Here is a 16,577-nt window from a genome sequence, read left to right as displayed (position 1 = left end):
TACACACATCACATTATGAAATTAATTAAACTATTGCCAGTGTTCCTGTTCCTGTACATGGGGTTGAACGCACAATCAGATAAGTTAGCAGCCTACAAGCTGCTCACTCTAGAAAAAGACCAAGAGAAAATGCTGCAGATCAATTCGGAGTTCCTGGACCGCTATCCGGTGGCACAGACCGATACTGCGTTTGATAAAGCTAACCGGATAGACTATAACAAAGTCTATTTAGTGGTGGGCATCATGTCGTCCATGAAAAAAGACTCCACTACCTTCAAAAAGTACATCAGTGCAGCCCCCGTTGGCAGCCTGGTGAATATTTTTTACAGGTGTGTGGAGGTGCCTTACGTTAAATTAAAAACCGTAAATGCGGTAGAAGCCTATCCCTTTGTTAAGACAACTATTGACAGGATGCATTCTTTTAGCCAGGCAGAGCAAGCCAAAGCTTACAGTAAACAGATGTATGCCATCTATGCGGATATCCTGATGAATACCAACAAGAATGCAGAAGGATTAAAGTATGCACAGTCGGCCCAGGATGAGTATCAGTTTGAGAATTCACCCCTTAACGAAGTGTATGCCATTTTGCTGGACCGTGCGGGACAAAAGCTGAAGTTGAAGGCTGCACTGGAAACGGCAACAAAGAAAAACCAGATGACGCCTTTGATGATGGAAATGCTGAAGAAAAATTACGTTGGTCTGCATGGAAAAGAGACGGGTTATGAAAGCTATCTGGCTACGCTGAAAGATAAAGACCTGAGCAAAGAATTGGAAGAGAAGACAAAGCGTTCTATGGTCAACAAAATCTTGCCGGAGTTCAAAGTGTACGACAACGCGGGCAAGGAAATTACGTTGAGCAGCCTGAAAGGAAAAGTTGTGGTATTGGATTTTTGGGCTTCCTGGTGTGCGCCATGTAAAGCTGCATTTCCGGGGATGAAACTAGCTGTAGACAAATATAAGGCTGAGAAAGATGTGGTGTTTTATTTCGTGGATACGCAGGAGCACCGGGCGGATTACAAAGCATATGTTGCCCAGTACCTGGCCGACAATAAGTACGATTTTAACGTGCTGTTCGATGCCGATGCGAAACTGTCGAAAAGCTTTGGCGTGGGCCCGATTCCGCATAAGATGGTGATCGATAAGGCAGGAAAACTTCGGTTTTCAGCGGTAGGTTATATGGGAAGTCCCTCGGAACTTGTCGACGAGATCAGTATCATGATAGGCCTTGCACGAGCGGCCGATTAAACAATTTACATCCAATAAAATTACGATCAATAATGTTAAAATATAAAATCAACCATCTTTTGGTTTTGATAATGATCTGTGCTTCGACAATGGTTCAGGCCCAGCAGGTTTATAAAAATGTTTCCCTGACGCCGGTGGCGCCTGTGGTTGACCAAAGGTTCGAGTTCATCTATGATGCGGTAGGTACCCCATTGGAGAACCGGGACAGCGTACAGGCCATTGTTTACTATTTCAATGACTATGCCTGGAAGGGCGCAGATGTAAAGCTGAGCCAGGCAGGAAAGAACAAATGGACCGGAAATTACCAGGTGCCGGCAAACAGTTCCTTTTTTACCATGAAGTTTTTGGCCGGAGACAAGTTTGACAACAATCAGGACAAGTCCTACGGTTTTTTGCTGCAGGATGTTAATGGCAGAAACCTTCCAAGCGGCTATGCCGCATGGGGGCTGATGCGGTCGCCCGCTTACGGATACACCATACCAAATTATTTGAACGGGCATTCCATCAATGATACCGTAACCTTTATGTGGTTGCAGAAGGACTTGCAGTATTACAACAATCCGAAATCACAATCCGTATTTGCGGTGCCTTATGCCAAATCTTTAATGGCAGCATACGGTGAGCAGAGACGCCCTGAGGTGAGGAAAGTGGTGGCGCATTTGGGCAAAGACGGCGGTACAAAAGAAGACCTGTTAAAAGCAAGCTATTTGCTGAGCAGCGTATTAAATGAGCAGGGAAAAGCAGATTCACTGAACCAGGTGATCACCAAAAGATTTGGCGGTACAGAATTTGCAAAACTAGCGGCATACCAGGCGATAAAAAAAGAACAAGACGCTGCTAAACAAACTACCCTTTCAGAAGCATTTCTGGCAAAATACCCGGCTAAGGAAGCGAATACCTGGTTTGATGAAACCTATAAGATTGAATACGATCAGGTTTATTTAATAGCCGTACTGAATAAGATTAAAAAGAACAATTTTAAGGTTGTTGATACCTATGTGGATCAGTTGCCCTATGGCGCTACCGTTGCGATTTTGAACAAAGTTAAAGAGTTCTCGCATTCTGCTAAGAACCCATATTCTGAGAAGCTCTTGAAACATATGGAGACTTTTAGAAACAATCCGCCTGATCAATACAGCAGTTTAGCGCCATCGGAGTGGAAAAAACAATTTGAGGCAAGTTATTTATTAGCTGGGAATAAGGTTTTTGGACAAGAGCGGGTAACCTTTAAGAATACCGATACCATTACATTTGGCGGGACAATTAGTTTTCCGGAAGCACATTGGAATGGCACAGCTGTGGTACTGATGTCGGGCACCGGAAAGCAGGATAGAGATGCGATGATGGCCGGGCATCCCTGGTTTAAAACCATCGCAGAATATTTAAACAGTCAGGGTTTGGTAGTGCTGAGGATGGATGACAGGGGAACCGGAGAAACGAACGGGACGTATGAAGATGCAACCACGGCAGACTTTGCGAAGGATGCATTGGCGGCGGTGGCTTACCTGAAAACCAGGAAAGATTTAAAGATCAGGAAAATTGGATTGCTGGGACATAGCGAGGGCGGGGCCAGCATTTCGATTGCCGCTGCACAATCAGATGATGTTGCATTTTTGATCAGTTTATCCGGTCTGGCTTTAACAGGGCTGGAGTCTCAGATTTTGCAGAACCAGGATATTGTTGCCGCTGCGCCGATACCAGATTACGACAAAAAGAGATTTAACGAGATCAATGAGCTGATGTTTGAGACTGCTTTCCACTATGCAGACTCTGTGAATTTGCATGCGAAACTGAACGAGGAGTATAATGCCTGGAAAGTAAAAGATGAAGCCTACTTTAAAACTTTAAATGTGGAGTTTGACCATTTCAGGTTTCCGATCTACAGCTGGTCGTTGAGCGCTACGCGGCCATGGTATCGATTTTTTATCAAGTACAATCCGGCAGACTACCTGACTAAAGTCAAAGTTCCCATTTTGGCGATAAATGGGGGAAAGATATCCTGGTAAAAGCAGAGCCGAACCTGTCGAGCTGGAAGAACCTGCCATTGGCATCACAGAACAAGAACGTGAGTGTAAAACTAATACCGGGCTTAAACCACCTTTTACAGCATTGTCAGAGCTGCCAGCCTGCAGAGTATGCGGCGATCAAAGAAGACATCGCACCGGAGGTACTTGATACCATTGGCGCATGGCTAAAAAAGAACAAGCTGGTTAATTAGGGCCAGCTTAACGAAAGCTTAACATTCCTGCATTTGGGTAATTAGCTGGAGATTGTGGAACTTTGTAAAGATTTATTGCGATCTTGCAGTAAGGGAAACAATTTGTCGCATGGCAGACTATGGTAAACTTTCGGATCATGAGCTGACTGCTTTAATGAAGCAGGACGACCAGGTTGCGTTTACAGAGATCTATAACCGGTACTGGAATAAACTATTTACGGCTGCGGCAAACAAGATTGAGGATTTCCAGGAGGCAGAAGATGTGGTCCAGCAATTGTTTATTACGATTTGGAACCGCAGGGAGGTATTGGAAATTACGAGTTCGCTACAAAGCTATTTGTCGGTTGCCGTGAAGTACCGGGTGCTGAAAGCGCTGGCGAAACAGTACCGGCAAAAGAATTTTGGAGATGAAAGTGCAGAAAAGACGCTGGCAGAACTGGAAGACAATTCTACACAAGAATGGCTGGAGTTTCAGGAGATTAAGGAGCGGCTGAATGTACTGATTGACCAGCTGCCCGAAAAAACGCGAACGGTTTATAGAATGACGAGGGAGCAGGGGATGACGCAAAAGCAAGTCGCGGAGGAACTGGACATTTCAGAAAAAACGGTTGAGTTCCATATGAGCAAGGCGCTGAAGAATCTCAAAACCGGATTGAAGAGCTTTTTTATTACGCTTTAGGGAAGTGCAAATGACTAATTGTATTTATCGTAATGTACATTACCGTAATGGGCATTGCGATAATGATGCTATTTACTGGCTTTCTATTTAATAACTGGTGGAGTGGCTAAGTATGTAGAGTTGCTGATAGAGGAGAAGGCATTTACGTTTGAGTCAATTTTGGATGTTATCCTGACAGAGAATTCCCTTTTTTTGGATGAAGGAAAGAATGTGCTCATTGATGAATTTGGAAAAGAATACGGCAACTACTTTCCTATTTTATCGTTGATTGCATCTTCAAAAACCTCAAGGGTTGAAATTGAATCGATTATGGAAATGCAGACCGGTGGATTTTTAGACCGCCTGGAAAGTGAGTTTAACTTGATCAGTAAGGTAAAGCCAATTTTCGCTAAACCGAACAGCCGATCGATGAAATATCACATTAATGATAACTTTTTAAATTTCTGGTTCCGCTTTGTTTATAAATATAGAAGCGTGGTAGAAATAGGGAATTTAAGCTATTTAAAAGAAATTGTTAGGCGCGATTATTCGACCTATAGTGGGCGCATTCTTGAAAAGTACTTTATTGAGAAAATGATGGAGGAAGGAAATTTTTCTGCGATTGGTACCTATTGGGAAAAGAGCAACCAAAATGAAATTGATATCGTTGCGATAAATGATTTGGAAAAATCAATCATTTTTGGAGAAGTGAAGCGTAAAAAAGAAAACATCAGTATTGCCGGGTTAAAGGAAAAGGCCAGGAATCTTGAAGCGCAATTCAAAGACTATCGTGCTGAATTTATTGGGCTGTCTATAGAAGACATGTGATACCACGCAAAATTTGTTGTTCAACAATACTAATCATTTAGCATTGCGATTAGTGTAAAATATTATATATTTTAATTATTTTTGAATTATGATAGCTGTTGAATTATCACTTAGACAATTGATGGACGCCGTAAGGCAATTATCTCCATCTGAAAAACTTGAATTAAATGAGATGATCTGGAAGGATGATATTTCTATTCCTTTGGAGCATCAGGCAATAGTTACCGAGAGGATAAAAAACTCAAAAGTCAATCCTGAATTTCTTCAAGACTGGGAATTGGCCTCCAAAACGCTTAAGGCATAAATGCAGTAATATAAGATTAAAATTCATGCTGACGCGCTTGATGATATTCAAAATGCTACTGATTGGTATAATAAGCAAAGCAAGGGTTTAGGAAAGAGATTTCAAAAACAGGTAATACAACAAATCAATAAATTAAAAAGCACTGCACAACTTTATGCGATACGCTACGAAGACGTTCGTTGTATGGTTATCAAAAAATTTCCTTTTATGGTACATTACAGTCTGAATATTCATTCAGATACAATTACAGTTTTTGCAGTTTTTCATACAAGTCTTAACCCGAAAATCTGGGATAAACGGGATTAGCATCCTTGATAGGGCGCAGTTAAAGTGGTAAATATTCATTTGACATTGCGAAACATACTGATAAAATGTTCCATGTAAGCCATGAAACAATGTGTGTCACTTTATATGGTTTGATTGGGCACTTTTAATAGAGTTTAGCAAAACTCTCAACGCTGTTGAGAGAAATAAGCTGGTCACATAATTTATCTATATTCTCTAGATGTAAAACTACCGAAGAAAGAGAGTTCTATCTAAAATTGGCTAAAAATGAGAAATATAGTTTTAGGGAACTTGAGCGCCAGATTACAGCTGGGGTATTTGAAAGAACCATGATAGGAAATTTAAAAGTCTCAACGGCTTTGAGAGAAACCTATCCCGAGATTAATAGCTTCAAAGACAGTTATGTGTTAATGAAGTAGTAGAATATGCACTAAGCCGAAGTCTATCCCCTACAATGGTTGCAGAATACAAGACACAGTTACCAGAGAAAAAAGTGTTGCAGCAGAAATTACATGAATTGTTCGATGCTGACGATCAGATGCTTCAGAACGAAATTGATTAACACTTAGATTACCAGTTTTATTGCCTAGCCAAACTCTTTAAAACCGTTCTGTCAAACTATATAAAGTGACAACCACAATGCATCTAAAAATATTTTATGTTGGCGCTAGGGATAGGGTATTGAAAAGGAACCTGTAATAAAGTGCCTTACTAAATGGAGATCAATAAAGACCGTGCAGCATACCTGGCCGATAGATGGCTGAAGAAGAAAATTACTCCGGAGGAGGAGTTGGAATTTCATCAGTGGTATCAGGACGGGCTTTACAAGGAGTTGCAGGTACCGGCAGCATTTGCGGGTTCTGAAGAAGAACAGCGGTTGAGGATGCTTGCGGTAATAGAAAGTAAGATGAACAAACCTACACGTAAGCTGTGGGCTACGCGTTTGGTTAGAATTACCGCAGCGGCTGCGGCGTTGACCGCAATTGCGTTAGGTATTTATTTCTTTAAAGTATCTCGCCGTCCTGAACTTGTTTCAGGATCTCAATTTGCACAACATGACATTGCACCGGGTAGGCAAGGCGCTACAATAACATTGGCCAATGGGAAAGTGATCAAATTGGATAGCGCAAAGAGTGGGGTGATTGTAAGCAGCACATTGAAGTACAACGACAACACGCTTGTCAGCCTAAGTGACAGCGAAGAAACGAGATCCCTCGGAACTCGGGATGACAAAGCAGGACGGGATAACAAAGCGGGACTAGATGACAAACAGGACGCCGGCTATTTGTCATCCAGAGCGCTAGCGAAGGATCTCCTAACCGCCTCAACAGCCAAAGGGCAAACCTATACTTTTACCTTACCTGACGGAACCCGTGTCTGGCTGAACGCTGCATCAAGTATCCGATTCCCTTCTCAATTTTCTGGAAAGGAACGCAAAGTTTTGCTTAATGGAGAAGCTTATTTCGAGGTTGCGAAAACCTACACGTTATTGAGGGGAAAAAGGACGCGGCAATCTTTTTTAGTGGAGAGTGCCGGACAGACGGTAGAGGTGTTGGGAACGCACTTTAACATCAATAGTTATAAAGACGAGGGAGAGACGAAGACCACGTTGTTAGAAGGCAGTGTAGCGATTAATAATAACCTATTGAAACCAAACCAGCAGGCGGTGCTGATGGGCAGGGCATTGGTGATCAAAGATGTTAACGCAGAAGAAGCTATTGCCTGGAAGAACGGAAAATTTGTATTTAACGATGAGACGCTGGGCAGCATTATGCGGAAGGTATCCCGGTGGTACGATGTAGAAGTAGAATACCAGGGTGTAGACCCGCAGGAGCAATTTTGGGGAAGCCTGTCCCGCTTTGAAAACGTATCAAAAGTACTGGAGAAATTGCAGTTGACCGGTAAGTTACATTTCCAGATAAAAGGCAGAAAAATAATAGTGACCAAATAAAACTAAGATCAACCCGAAACGAACCATAATTACTAAACCACCTAAACAAACTAAACACATGAAAAGACATTTACGACAACAGAGTTGATGGAAAACAGGCGGGGAGTTTAGATAAAGAAGGGCAGTGCTACGAACACTACCCTCCGGCGTTTGAGCTTACCTTTCCCGGGGCTTGATCTGTAGCAGAGCGAGCTGGGAAGAACAAATTATTAGCGAACAATAAGTTTCAACTCAAACATTACTAAGGTATGCAATTTTATACTTTTTACAAGGCTGGTGTGCCCAAAGCAAGCCTGCCGCAACTATTTAGAGTTATGCGGATAACAGCATTTCTTATACTGGTGACGCTTCTGCAGGTGAGCGCTTCATCATACAGTCAGCAATTGACCATGCAAAAAAGCCAGGCCAGTTTAAAAGAGATATTTACCCAGATCAATATCCAGACTGGTTATGACGTTGTGGTGAGTTCAGCCCAACTAAAGAACACTAAAAAGGTTTCTGTTTCCTTTAACAAAACAGCTATACAAGAAGTACTGGACCAGGTATTAAAAAACCAAAACTTAAGCTATAGCATTAGCGACAAAACGATTGTCATCACCGAGAAAAAAGAAGAACCGAGTTTCTTGGACAAGATGATTGCCCGATTTCAGAGAATTGACATCAAGGGATTGGTGGTAGATAGTACCGGAAATCCAATCGCCGGTGCAACTGTTAAAGTAAAAGGATTTAAGCAATCGACTACAACTGATAATACAGGGCGATTTGGATTGGCTAATGTGGAAGATAAAGCAACTATTGTCATTTCATTTTTGGGATTTGAAACAATTGAATTACCTGCAAATGGAAATTTTACCAGAGTTGTTTTGAGTGTTGTAACTTCAGATTTGGATGAGGTTAATATTGTGAATAAAGGGTACTATCAAACAAAAAAAGACTTAGAAACAGGAAATGTTGCCAGGATAACAGCAAAAGAGATCGGGCAGCAACCTGTCAGCAATCCACTAGCAGCTCTTCAAGGACGCGTACCAGGTTTACTGATCAGTCAGACTACCGGTGCACCAGGTTCAGCATTTAAAGTTCAGCTTAGGGGACAAAGTAGTCTGATTCAAGGCAGCGACCCATTGTTTGTTATAGATGGCGTACAGTACAACTCAAAAATGACTTCAACAAATGGAGGCAGCAATGGAAGTTTAAATCCTAATATGCTTGGAGGTAGTCCATTGAATTTTATCAATATATCTGATATTGAAACTATCGATGTTCTTAAAGATGCAGATGCAACTGCTATCTACGGTTCCCGTGGGGCAGCTGGCGTAATCTTAATCACGACAAAAAAAGGGAAAAATGGTACTACGAAAATTGATCTGAATGCTTATAGCGGATTTGGAAGAATTACCGGCTCAATGGATCTTTTGAATACGGAACAGTATTTAACGATGAGACGTGAAGCTTACAAAAATGACGGGGTAGCGATCCCAACTGTTCCAACTCCGGGAGCATATGATCTTACATTTTGGGATCAGTCAAGAAATACTGATTGGCAGAAGGAACTTATTGGAAAAACAGCTAAATATAATGATGTACAATTAAGTATGTCTGGAGGTGCTGGCAATACTCAGTACAGGTTGGGCGGGGGCTTCCATAAAGAAAGTACTGTGTACGCAGCACCTGGAGCCGATCAAAAAATTTCTGGTCAAGTAAGCTTAACAACAGCGAGTACAAATCAAAAGCTTAAGGCAGACTTATCGGTTAAATACCTTGATGATGATAATACAGTAGTTCCAGCATTCCTGAGTGATGTTGTTATGCAATTAGCTCCAAATTCCCCTGCTATTTATAGAAATGGTGCCCTAAATTGGGAAGTATTGCCGAGTGGAGCAAGCACTTGGGCGAATCCCTTTGCGCAAACAAAGTATATATTTTTAGGTAAAACTAACAACTTAATCAGCAATCTTTCGCTAGAATACAGTGTTATCAAAAATCTTGCTTTCAGGTCAAGTTTTAATTATAACAGTCTTAAAACTGAAGAATTTTTAGGCGTCCCGAAAACAGCGACCAATCCAACAAGAGCATCATCAACCAATAGTGCTAACTATTTGAACAGTTCAAATATTGGCTGGGTTATAGAGCCTCAGTTGGATTATAATTTTAAAATCAATGATTTTGCGATATCTGCACTAATTGGTTCAACGTTCCAACAAAACCAGAGCAGATACACATCTACTCAAGGTCGGACCTATACGGACGATTCTATGCTTACTAATCCTCAAGCAGCAGGAACGTTAACAAATCGAGGTTTTGCCACAAATAATTATAAATACAATGCACTATACTCTAGGGTAAATTTAACCTTGAAAGATAGATACTTGATTAACCTTACTGCCCGCCGTGATGGGAGTAGCCGATTTGGCCCAGCAAATCAATTTGCAAATTTTGGTGCAGTGGGTGTTGCCTGGGTTCTTTCGGAGGAAAGCCTTATCAAAGACAATATATCATTTTTAAGTTTTGCTAAACTTAGGGGATCTTATGGAAGTACCGGAAGTGATCAATTGCCCGACTATGGCCACTTAAACCTTTACAGCATCTCAACAAATAATTACCTAGGTAATAAAGGGCTTACTGCAACAGGGCATTCTAACCCATATCTACAATGGGAAAAAACTGTCAAAGCAGAAGTTGGCGCTGATCTAAGACTGTTTAGAGATCATTTAAATTTAAGCGCTGTATATTCAAAAAATGAATCAAGTAACCAATTGCTTAGCGCGCCACTTTCTCTGGTAACAGGTTTTCCGAACATAGATACAAACTTACCAGCCAAAATTGAAAACACCAATTGGGAATTTGTCGTTGGCTATACAAATCAGGAAAGTAAAAATGTAAAATGGTCTACAAACCTAAATTTCACTCTTCCAAAAAATAAACTAACAGAGCTAGAAGTTGACGCGTTATCATTCTATAAGATTGTATTTCCAATTGGGCAGCCGCTTGGAATATCAAGAGCCTTCCGTTCAGCTGGTGTTAATCCAAGTACCGGTACTATGGAATTTTATAACAAGGCTGGCTCGATAATAAATGTGAATGAATTGGTTGAAGAAGATCGAACTGTGTTTATTAACACTGCACCAACTTTGTATGGAGGTCTTCAAAATAGTATTCAATGGAAACAGTTTAACTTTTCTTTTTTTGTTCAATATGTAAAGCAGAAGGCGCGCGGTTTTTACGGTAATTTACCAGGCAGCTTTAACATTAGTGATCGCACGGCTGTTTTAAATCGTTGGCAAAAGACAGGAGACGTAACAAATGTTCAAAAGTTTACACAGGCGTTTGATGACACATACATTGCCCAATCATTGTTATCAAACGGCGATGTCGATATTACCTACGAAGATGCATCTTTTGTAAGATTAAAAAATGCATCAATTTCATGGAATTGTCCAATTGAGTTTAGCCAAAGATTAAAAATTCAAAATTTGAGGCTGTACGCACAAGGACAAAACCTGTTGACCTTCAGCAAATTCTCTGGTTACGATCCTGAGACTCGAAGTACACAATTACCTCCGTTGAAAGTATTTACTATTGGACTACAAACAAGTTTTTAAAAAATGAAAAAGACTATATTAATGGCGATGATTATTAGCTTACTGGTGATATCGCACAGCTCATGCAAAAAATTCGTACAGGTAGATCCACCAGCGAGTAGTCTTGCTGGGGTAGCAGTTTACAAAAGCGACGCAGCCGCATCTTCAGCAGTAAATGGAATCTTCCTGAATATTGCGGGGGGCGATAATTTTACAGCTGGAATAACTAGTATTACTTCTTTAATGGGTGCGTCGGCTGATGAACTCAAAAATTACGCTTCCGATTATACGCCTATTGAACAGTATTATAAAAATAGCGTTCTAGTGACGAGTAATAGCGGAACGTTTTGGACGGAATTGTATTCTGGTATTTATCAATGCAATGCAGCGATAGAGGGTATTGACGGTTCAAGTTCTGTAACTACACCATTGAGAGAACAATTAATTGGCGAAGCTAAGTTTATGCGAGCATATTTCTATTTCTATCTTACCAACTTATACGGGGAAATTCCACTGACACTGACGACTGATTATAAAGTGAATAATTCATTAAGCAAAAGTCAAGTCGCCAATGTTTATGCTCAAATAATTAAAGATTTACAGGAGGCTAAAACGTTGCTGCCTGAAAATTTTTACACTGCCGTTGGTGGAACAAGTACAGAGCGCGCCTACCCAGTGAAAGCAGCTGCATCGGCTTTGTTATCCAGAGTTTATCTCTACACCAAAGATTGGCAAAATGCTGAGACCGAAGCAAACCTAGTCATTTCAAATAGTAAGTTCTCTCTTACTGACCCATCACTAACTTTTAGGAAAAATAGCGTCGAAAGCATTTTGCAGTTGGCTGTACCAACACCTTTGAGCGGTAACGGAAATACAAAAGAAAGCCAATATTTTGTGTTGCTTGAAAAGCCTGGGCAGGTATATTTTCCTTTTGCATTAACTCAAGGTATATATGATGCTTTTGATTTAACAGATAGAAGAAGATCAGGGTGGATTGGCAGTTATGTAGACAATTCAGTTACCCCGAATGAGATATATCATTATCCTTATAAATATAAGGTGAATTCTGATGCCTCGCAGCCTAATTCAGAGTATCTAGTGATGCTTAGGCTGGCTGAACAATATCTGATCAGGGCAGAAGCAAAGGCACATCTAGGTAAATTAACCGAGGCAGCAAATGATTTGAACAAGATAAGGAACAGAGCTGGTCTTAGTGATTTTGTTTCCAATGATGCTACGACCCTATTAAATGCTATTTCACAGGAAAATCGTAAGGAGTTTTTTGCAGAATGGGGGCACCGCTGGTTTGATTTGAAGAGAACTGGTACTATTGATCAGGTGATGCCATTGGTGGCTGTTGCTAAAGGTACCACATGGGCTAGTTATAAACAGCTTATGCCAATACCAACAATTGATATCCAGAGAAATGGAAACCTAAAACAGAACGCAGGGTATTGATCTTTATTGACAGGGCTGTTTTAGCCCTGTCTCCACTTTAATCATTTGACATGAAAACAATGAAAATAATTCTTATGGTAGTGTTTTGCCTTTTTTTTGGTAATTCCTTTAGTCAACAACAATACAATTCACAAAATTTAAATTGGGCATCCATAAAGGAAAAGGCTAAGAAAAACGGGAAGTATATTTTTGTTGACTGCTATGCTACCTGGTGTGCTCCTTGTAAATGGATGGATCAGAACATTCTAGTAGACAAGACAGTTGTCGACTATCTGGACAAGCATTTTATAACGCTTAAGGTACAGATGGACAAAACCCCGAAAGATGATAATCAAATTAAGGCCTGGTATGCCGACGCCAAAATGCTCGAGAAGGATTTTCAAGTTGTCGCTTTTCCAACATACTTGTTCTTCTCACCGGATGGTAAGATTGTTCACAGAATTGAAGGAACTGTACCTAGTCCTAAAGAGTTTATCAAGCGAGCGGGTATGTCTATGGATGCTAAACACCAACTTTATGGGATACTAGAAAATATTGGTACCAATCTAACTGATTCTGCAACACTTGTCACAGCAATCAAATCTGCTGCGGAAATAAGAAAATATGAACTAGCAGACTCGCTAGCAGGGTATTTTATCAAATTAGTAAATGATCCATGGAGCCACGATAATTTACAAATTATCCTACCGGTAATTAGATACTCATCTGGTAGTTCCTTCAAATGGCTTATGGCTAATTCTGAAAAGGTGAATAAACAATATGGCAGAGCAGATGCTAGTGAAATAGCTATTTCTAAAATTATCTATAGAGAGTATTTGGAAGCCCTGTTTAAAGACTCTCCTGAACGTGATAAGCAATGGAGTGTGATTAAATCGGAAATCGCAGAAAGGTATCGCGGTCTACCTGAAACCATTTGGCCGATATTATTCGACCATTATAATAGTCAGATTTATCGCTATGAAGTTTCAATGCCCTATTTCAAAACAAACGAAGAAATAGACTGGAAAGCATTTAGAGGACTTCTGCAAAATAAGTATAAAGGCGTAGATGTTGATGAGACTATAGCCAAGGTAATGCCTGATTATTATTCAGCTAAGAAACAAGGCAACAAAAGTGCAGATGCCATGCTTAAATATTTAAGAATTAAAAAAGATTTAAGTGATGAAAAAATCAATGACCTCATTTGGAATTATGTTTTCATGCAAGCTGATGATAAAAATATTTTACAAAAAGGTTTGAAAGTCAGCGACGCAGTTATCAGACGAAATCCAGAGGAAACCAACTATCAGGACACCTATGCTAATATCTTGTATAGAATGGGCAAGAAAGACTTGGCTATAAAAAAGGAAAAAGAGGCAATGGTATCGTTGGAACTACTAATTAAGCGATATCCAGAAAAGGGGTCGTTACCGAGCTTGTTGGATGTTTTTAGAGAAACTGTTGCTAAGATGGAGAAAGGGGAACGGACATGGCGGGAATAAAACGTTTGATAATTTCATTCTTATATACTATAACATTTCTATCTACTAATGTGTCATATGCACAAAAATTGGTAATCGACTCCTTGGCAATTAGTTCTTGGCCAAGTATTAATAATCCAAAGATATCAGGTAATGGCCAATACATTTCATATCAAATTACAACGGGCGGAGAGAAAATTACTACGCTCTCTAGAGCTGATCAGAAGTGGAAAATGATGCTGAAAATAAAGGCTTTGAATTTTACAGATAACAGCAAGTGGGCGATCATTCAAGACATACATGATAGTTTGAAAGTTCTAGATTTGAAAACAAAACATATCAATAATTTAGGGCCAGTATTTTTCTATAGACTGCCTGAAATAAATAGTGACCTTATTGCTTTTCAAAAAAAAAATAATATGACAGTGTTATTGAATATGAGCACTGGTAAGCAACAGGAATTTGTAAATACAACAGCTTTCAAACTTACACCTACAGGCCGAAGTTTGATATTAGAAGAGGCTGAATCCAGTACGCTAAGATGGTATGATGTTACTTCAAATAAAATCAAAGTCATTGGATCAGGTGAACTGAGGTCTGCAGTTATAAAAGATGATCTGCAGATGGCATTTTTTACTAAAGAAAGTAATGGCTCAAACGCATTAAAGTATTTTCAATATGTGCCAAACATTTTAGTCACTTTAATCAAAGAGGGCGACGAGGCACTGAATCATTACATCGTCCTTCGCGACCAGCTTTTTTTCTCAGACAATGGAGATGGTATTTTCTTTTATACTCAAGGCAAAAATCAAAAAGTAGATCTCGGCAAGACTGCTACTCCTGGTTCTAGTGTTTGGAAATGGTCGGAACTTGAACCTACGAGTTTTGGGTATTCAGGTGCTTATATCCCCTGCTTGTTTCGATGTGATCTTAGTTCAAAAAGAACTGTTCAGATAGGTAAGGAAAGTGATGGTGGGATTAAGTTAGCACCGGTTAGTCAACGATACGCGATTGCTTTGGATGGAAGATATGCAGAAATGTTTCGGGAAAGGTGGATCAATATAACTTCCTGCATGGATGGTGTAAGAAAATCTTTTCAGGTAAATTCAAGTAACGTTACATTCTCATCTACGGGCAAATACTTGATTTGGTATAACGACACTAGTCATGTCTGGTTTTCCTACGAACTTGAGAAAGGTATTGCCAGGAAAATCACCTCGACAGTTCCGGTCCCTATGGAGAATAATACCAATGGTCGTGTAATGCAACCTGAAGCCGGAATAGTTAGTTGGCATCTCGCAGATAAATATGTTTATCTCTATGATCAATATGATATTTGGCGCATTGACCCATTAGGTTTACAAAAACCCTATAATGTAACTCTTGGATGGGGCCAAAAAAATCGAACTGTATTGCGTTGGAAATTTGATAGAGAAAAAGTAAACTATAAATCCGGTGTCCCTAGGTCTGAAGTAAGAGTAATAAGGCCTAATGAAAGTTTATATTTAAATGGTTTCAATGAACAAACAAAGGAGCAAAGCTTGTTGCATTTAGTGTTAAATGATCAATTGAAAATTATATTGAAGAAATTGACAATCCCTTCGGGCAATTTCTTTACTGGAAATGGCACAATTGCTGGAGTTCACCATTTAATTACCCCGATAAGAGCGAAATACCAAGATAAGTTCTTATTTGCCCTAATGACGGCCACCGAATTTCCGAATCTGTATTTCTCTGAGAATTTCCATTTATTTAAGAAAGTGACGAATCTTGAACCGCAGAAGGCTTATAATTGGTATACTAATGAGTTAGTTAGGTTTGAGATAGATGGGAAAATAACCAACGGAATCTTATATAAACCAGAGAGTTTTGATACTTCAAAGAAATACCCCGTTATTTTTAATTATTATGAAAGAAATAGTGAAGGTTTTAACAGTTTTATAGAACCTGTTTTCGCAATCAGTGATATTTCAGTTCCTTGGTTTTTAAGCAGAGGGTATCTTGTCTTCGTTCCCGATTTTAACTATAAAACAGGTGAAGCGCTTCAGAGTGCCGCTAGAACAAATGATGCCGCGGCAAAATACCTGTCCCAGTTTAATTGGGTAGATACGAAGCATATGGGATTACAGGGATTTAGTTATGGTGGGTTTGAAACTAATTTCACAATTACCCATACTGATAGGTTTGCTGCTGCAATTTCTACTGCAGGAGCAGGAGACTGGATTGGTTTTTATGGAAGAAATAGATATGTAGGCGATTTTTTGAGACACAGTCAACCGAGAATGACTAAAAGTCTATGGGAAGATCCTATTCGTTACATTGAGGAATCTGCAATATTTAAAGCAGATAAAGTCAAAACTCCTGTATTAATTGTTCATGTAAAGGATGATTTTGCAGTAAGGTATAATCAGGCTGAACAATGGTTTTTTGCGCTTGCTGATTTAAAAAAGCCAGCATGGTTGCTTTCATACGAAACTGGCGGACATGGTGTTGAAGGGAAAGCAGATTCTTGGGATTATACCATAAAAATGACTGAATTTTTCGACTATTATCTAAAAGGTGCTTCTATACCTACTTGGATGAAATAACAAT

The 16,577-nt window shown here is 39.8% G+C and carries 13 protein-coding genes; all 13 read left to right on the top strand.

Annotation, left to right across the window (positions count from 1 at the left end):
- Positions 1–15: 15 nt before the first annotated feature.
- The 13 genes from ACXZ1K_RS02325 (at position 16) to ACXZ1K_RS02265 (ending at position 16,573) form a co-directional block, all read left to right on the top strand.
- Entirely contained in the window at positions 16–1,245 is a 1,230-nt protein-coding gene (locus tag ACXZ1K_RS02325; protein ID WP_458971772.1) for a TlpA family protein disulfide reductase, read from the top strand.
- Positions 1,246–1,277: 32 nt separating this feature from the next.
- Positions 1,278–3,251: an alpha/beta hydrolase gene (locus ACXZ1K_RS02320; protein WP_458971771.1), complete on the top strand. Its 1,974-nt coding sequence runs from the start codon at positions 1,278–1,280 to the stop codon at positions 3,249–3,251.
- Between the two features lie 59 nt (positions 3,252–3,310).
- A complete protein-coding gene (locus ACXZ1K_RS02315; RefSeq protein ID WP_458971770.1) occupies positions 3,311–3,463 on the top strand; it encodes a hypothetical protein in 153 nt (50 codons plus the stop codon).
- Positions 3,464–3,572: 109 nt separating this feature from the next.
- Entirely contained in the window at positions 3,573–4,142 is a 570-nt protein-coding gene (locus ACXZ1K_RS02310) for an RNA polymerase sigma-70 factor (protein ID WP_458971769.1), read from the top strand.
- Between the two features lie 102 nt (positions 4,143–4,244).
- Positions 4,245–4,949, top strand: a complete 705-nt coding sequence (locus ACXZ1K_RS02305; RefSeq protein WP_458971768.1) for an ATP-binding protein — start codon at positions 4,245–4,247, stop codon at positions 4,947–4,949.
- 88 nt (positions 4,950–5,037) lie between these two features.
- Complete coding sequence (locus ACXZ1K_RS02300) at positions 5,038–5,253, top strand: hypothetical protein (RefSeq protein ID WP_458971767.1); 216 nt, start codon at positions 5,038–5,040, stop codon at positions 5,251–5,253.
- Between the two features lie 15 nt (positions 5,254–5,268).
- Entirely contained in the window at positions 5,269–5,559 is a 291-nt protein-coding gene (locus tag ACXZ1K_RS02295; protein WP_458973223.1) for a type II toxin-antitoxin system RelE/ParE family toxin, read from the top strand.
- Between the two features lie 152 nt (positions 5,560–5,711).
- Complete coding sequence (locus tag ACXZ1K_RS02290) at positions 5,712–5,957, top strand: DUF1016 N-terminal domain-containing protein (RefSeq protein ID WP_458973222.1); 246 nt, start codon at positions 5,712–5,714, stop codon at positions 5,955–5,957.
- 296 nt (positions 5,958–6,253) lie between these two features.
- Positions 6,254–7,489: a FecR family protein gene (locus ACXZ1K_RS02285; protein ID WP_458971766.1), complete on the top strand. Its 1,236-nt coding sequence runs from the start codon at positions 6,254–6,256 to the stop codon at positions 7,487–7,489.
- A 248-nt stretch (positions 7,490–7,737) separates the two neighbouring features.
- The gene (locus ACXZ1K_RS02280) at positions 7,738–11,088 is read left to right on the top strand and encodes a SusC/RagA family TonB-linked outer membrane protein (protein ID WP_458971765.1); all 3,351 of its coding nucleotides are present in this window, start codon (positions 7,738–7,740) and stop codon (positions 11,086–11,088) included.
- A 3-nt stretch (positions 11,089–11,091) separates the two neighbouring features.
- Entirely contained in the window at positions 11,092–12,525 is a 1,434-nt protein-coding gene (locus ACXZ1K_RS02275) for a RagB/SusD family nutrient uptake outer membrane protein (protein WP_458971764.1), read from the top strand.
- 59 nt (positions 12,526–12,584) lie between these two features.
- Positions 12,585–14,006 carry a thioredoxin family protein gene (locus ACXZ1K_RS02270; RefSeq protein WP_458971763.1) on the top strand — a complete coding sequence of 474 codons (1,422 nt, stop codon included), beginning with the start codon at positions 12,585–12,587 and terminating at the stop codon, positions 14,004–14,006.
- On the top strand, positions 13,994–16,573 hold the full coding sequence (locus ACXZ1K_RS02265; RefSeq protein ID WP_458971762.1) for an alpha/beta hydrolase family protein: 2,580 nt from the start codon (positions 13,994–13,996) through the stop codon (positions 16,571–16,573). Before ACXZ1K_RS02270 ends, ACXZ1K_RS02265 begins: the two co-directional genes overlap by 13 nt.
- Positions 16,574–16,577 lie beyond the last annotated feature (4 nt).

It is taken from the genome of Pedobacter jaeyakensis (assembly GCF_054461315.1).
Note: the sequence above shows the minus strand (reverse complement) of the source record. Positions and strands in the feature narration are given on the sequence as shown.

Bases quoted from the DNA above. Each gene is read 5' to 3' on its own strand.
- ACXZ1K_RS02325 (WP_458971772.1), top strand. From the start codon at position 16: ATGAAATTAATTAAACTATTGCCAGTGTTCCTGTTCCTGTACATGGGG.
- ACXZ1K_RS02320 (WP_458971771.1), top strand. From the start codon at position 1,278: ATGTTAAAATATAAAATCAACCATCTTTTGGTTTTGATAATGATCTGT.
- ACXZ1K_RS02310 (WP_458971769.1), top strand. From the start codon at position 3,573: ATGGCAGACTATGGTAAACTTTCGGATCATGAGCTGACTGCTTTAATG.
- ACXZ1K_RS02300 (WP_458971767.1), top strand. From the start codon at position 5,038: ATGATAGCTGTTGAATTATCACTTAGACAATTGATGGACGCCGTAAGG.
- ACXZ1K_RS02285 (WP_458971766.1), top strand. From the start codon at position 6,254: ATGGAGATCAATAAAGACCGTGCAGCATACCTGGCCGATAGATGGCTG.
- ACXZ1K_RS02280 (WP_458971765.1), top strand. From the start codon at position 7,738: ATGCAATTTTATACTTTTTACAAGGCTGGTGTGCCCAAAGCAAGCCTG.
- ACXZ1K_RS02275 (WP_458971764.1), top strand. From the start codon at position 11,092: ATGAAAAAGACTATATTAATGGCGATGATTATTAGCTTACTGGTGATA.
- ACXZ1K_RS02270 (WP_458971763.1), top strand. From the start codon at position 12,585: ATGAAAATAATTCTTATGGTAGTGTTTTGCCTTTTTTTTGGTAATTCC.
- ACXZ1K_RS02265 (WP_458971762.1), top strand. From the start codon at position 13,994: ATGGCGGGAATAAAACGTTTGATAATTTCATTCTTATATACTATAACA.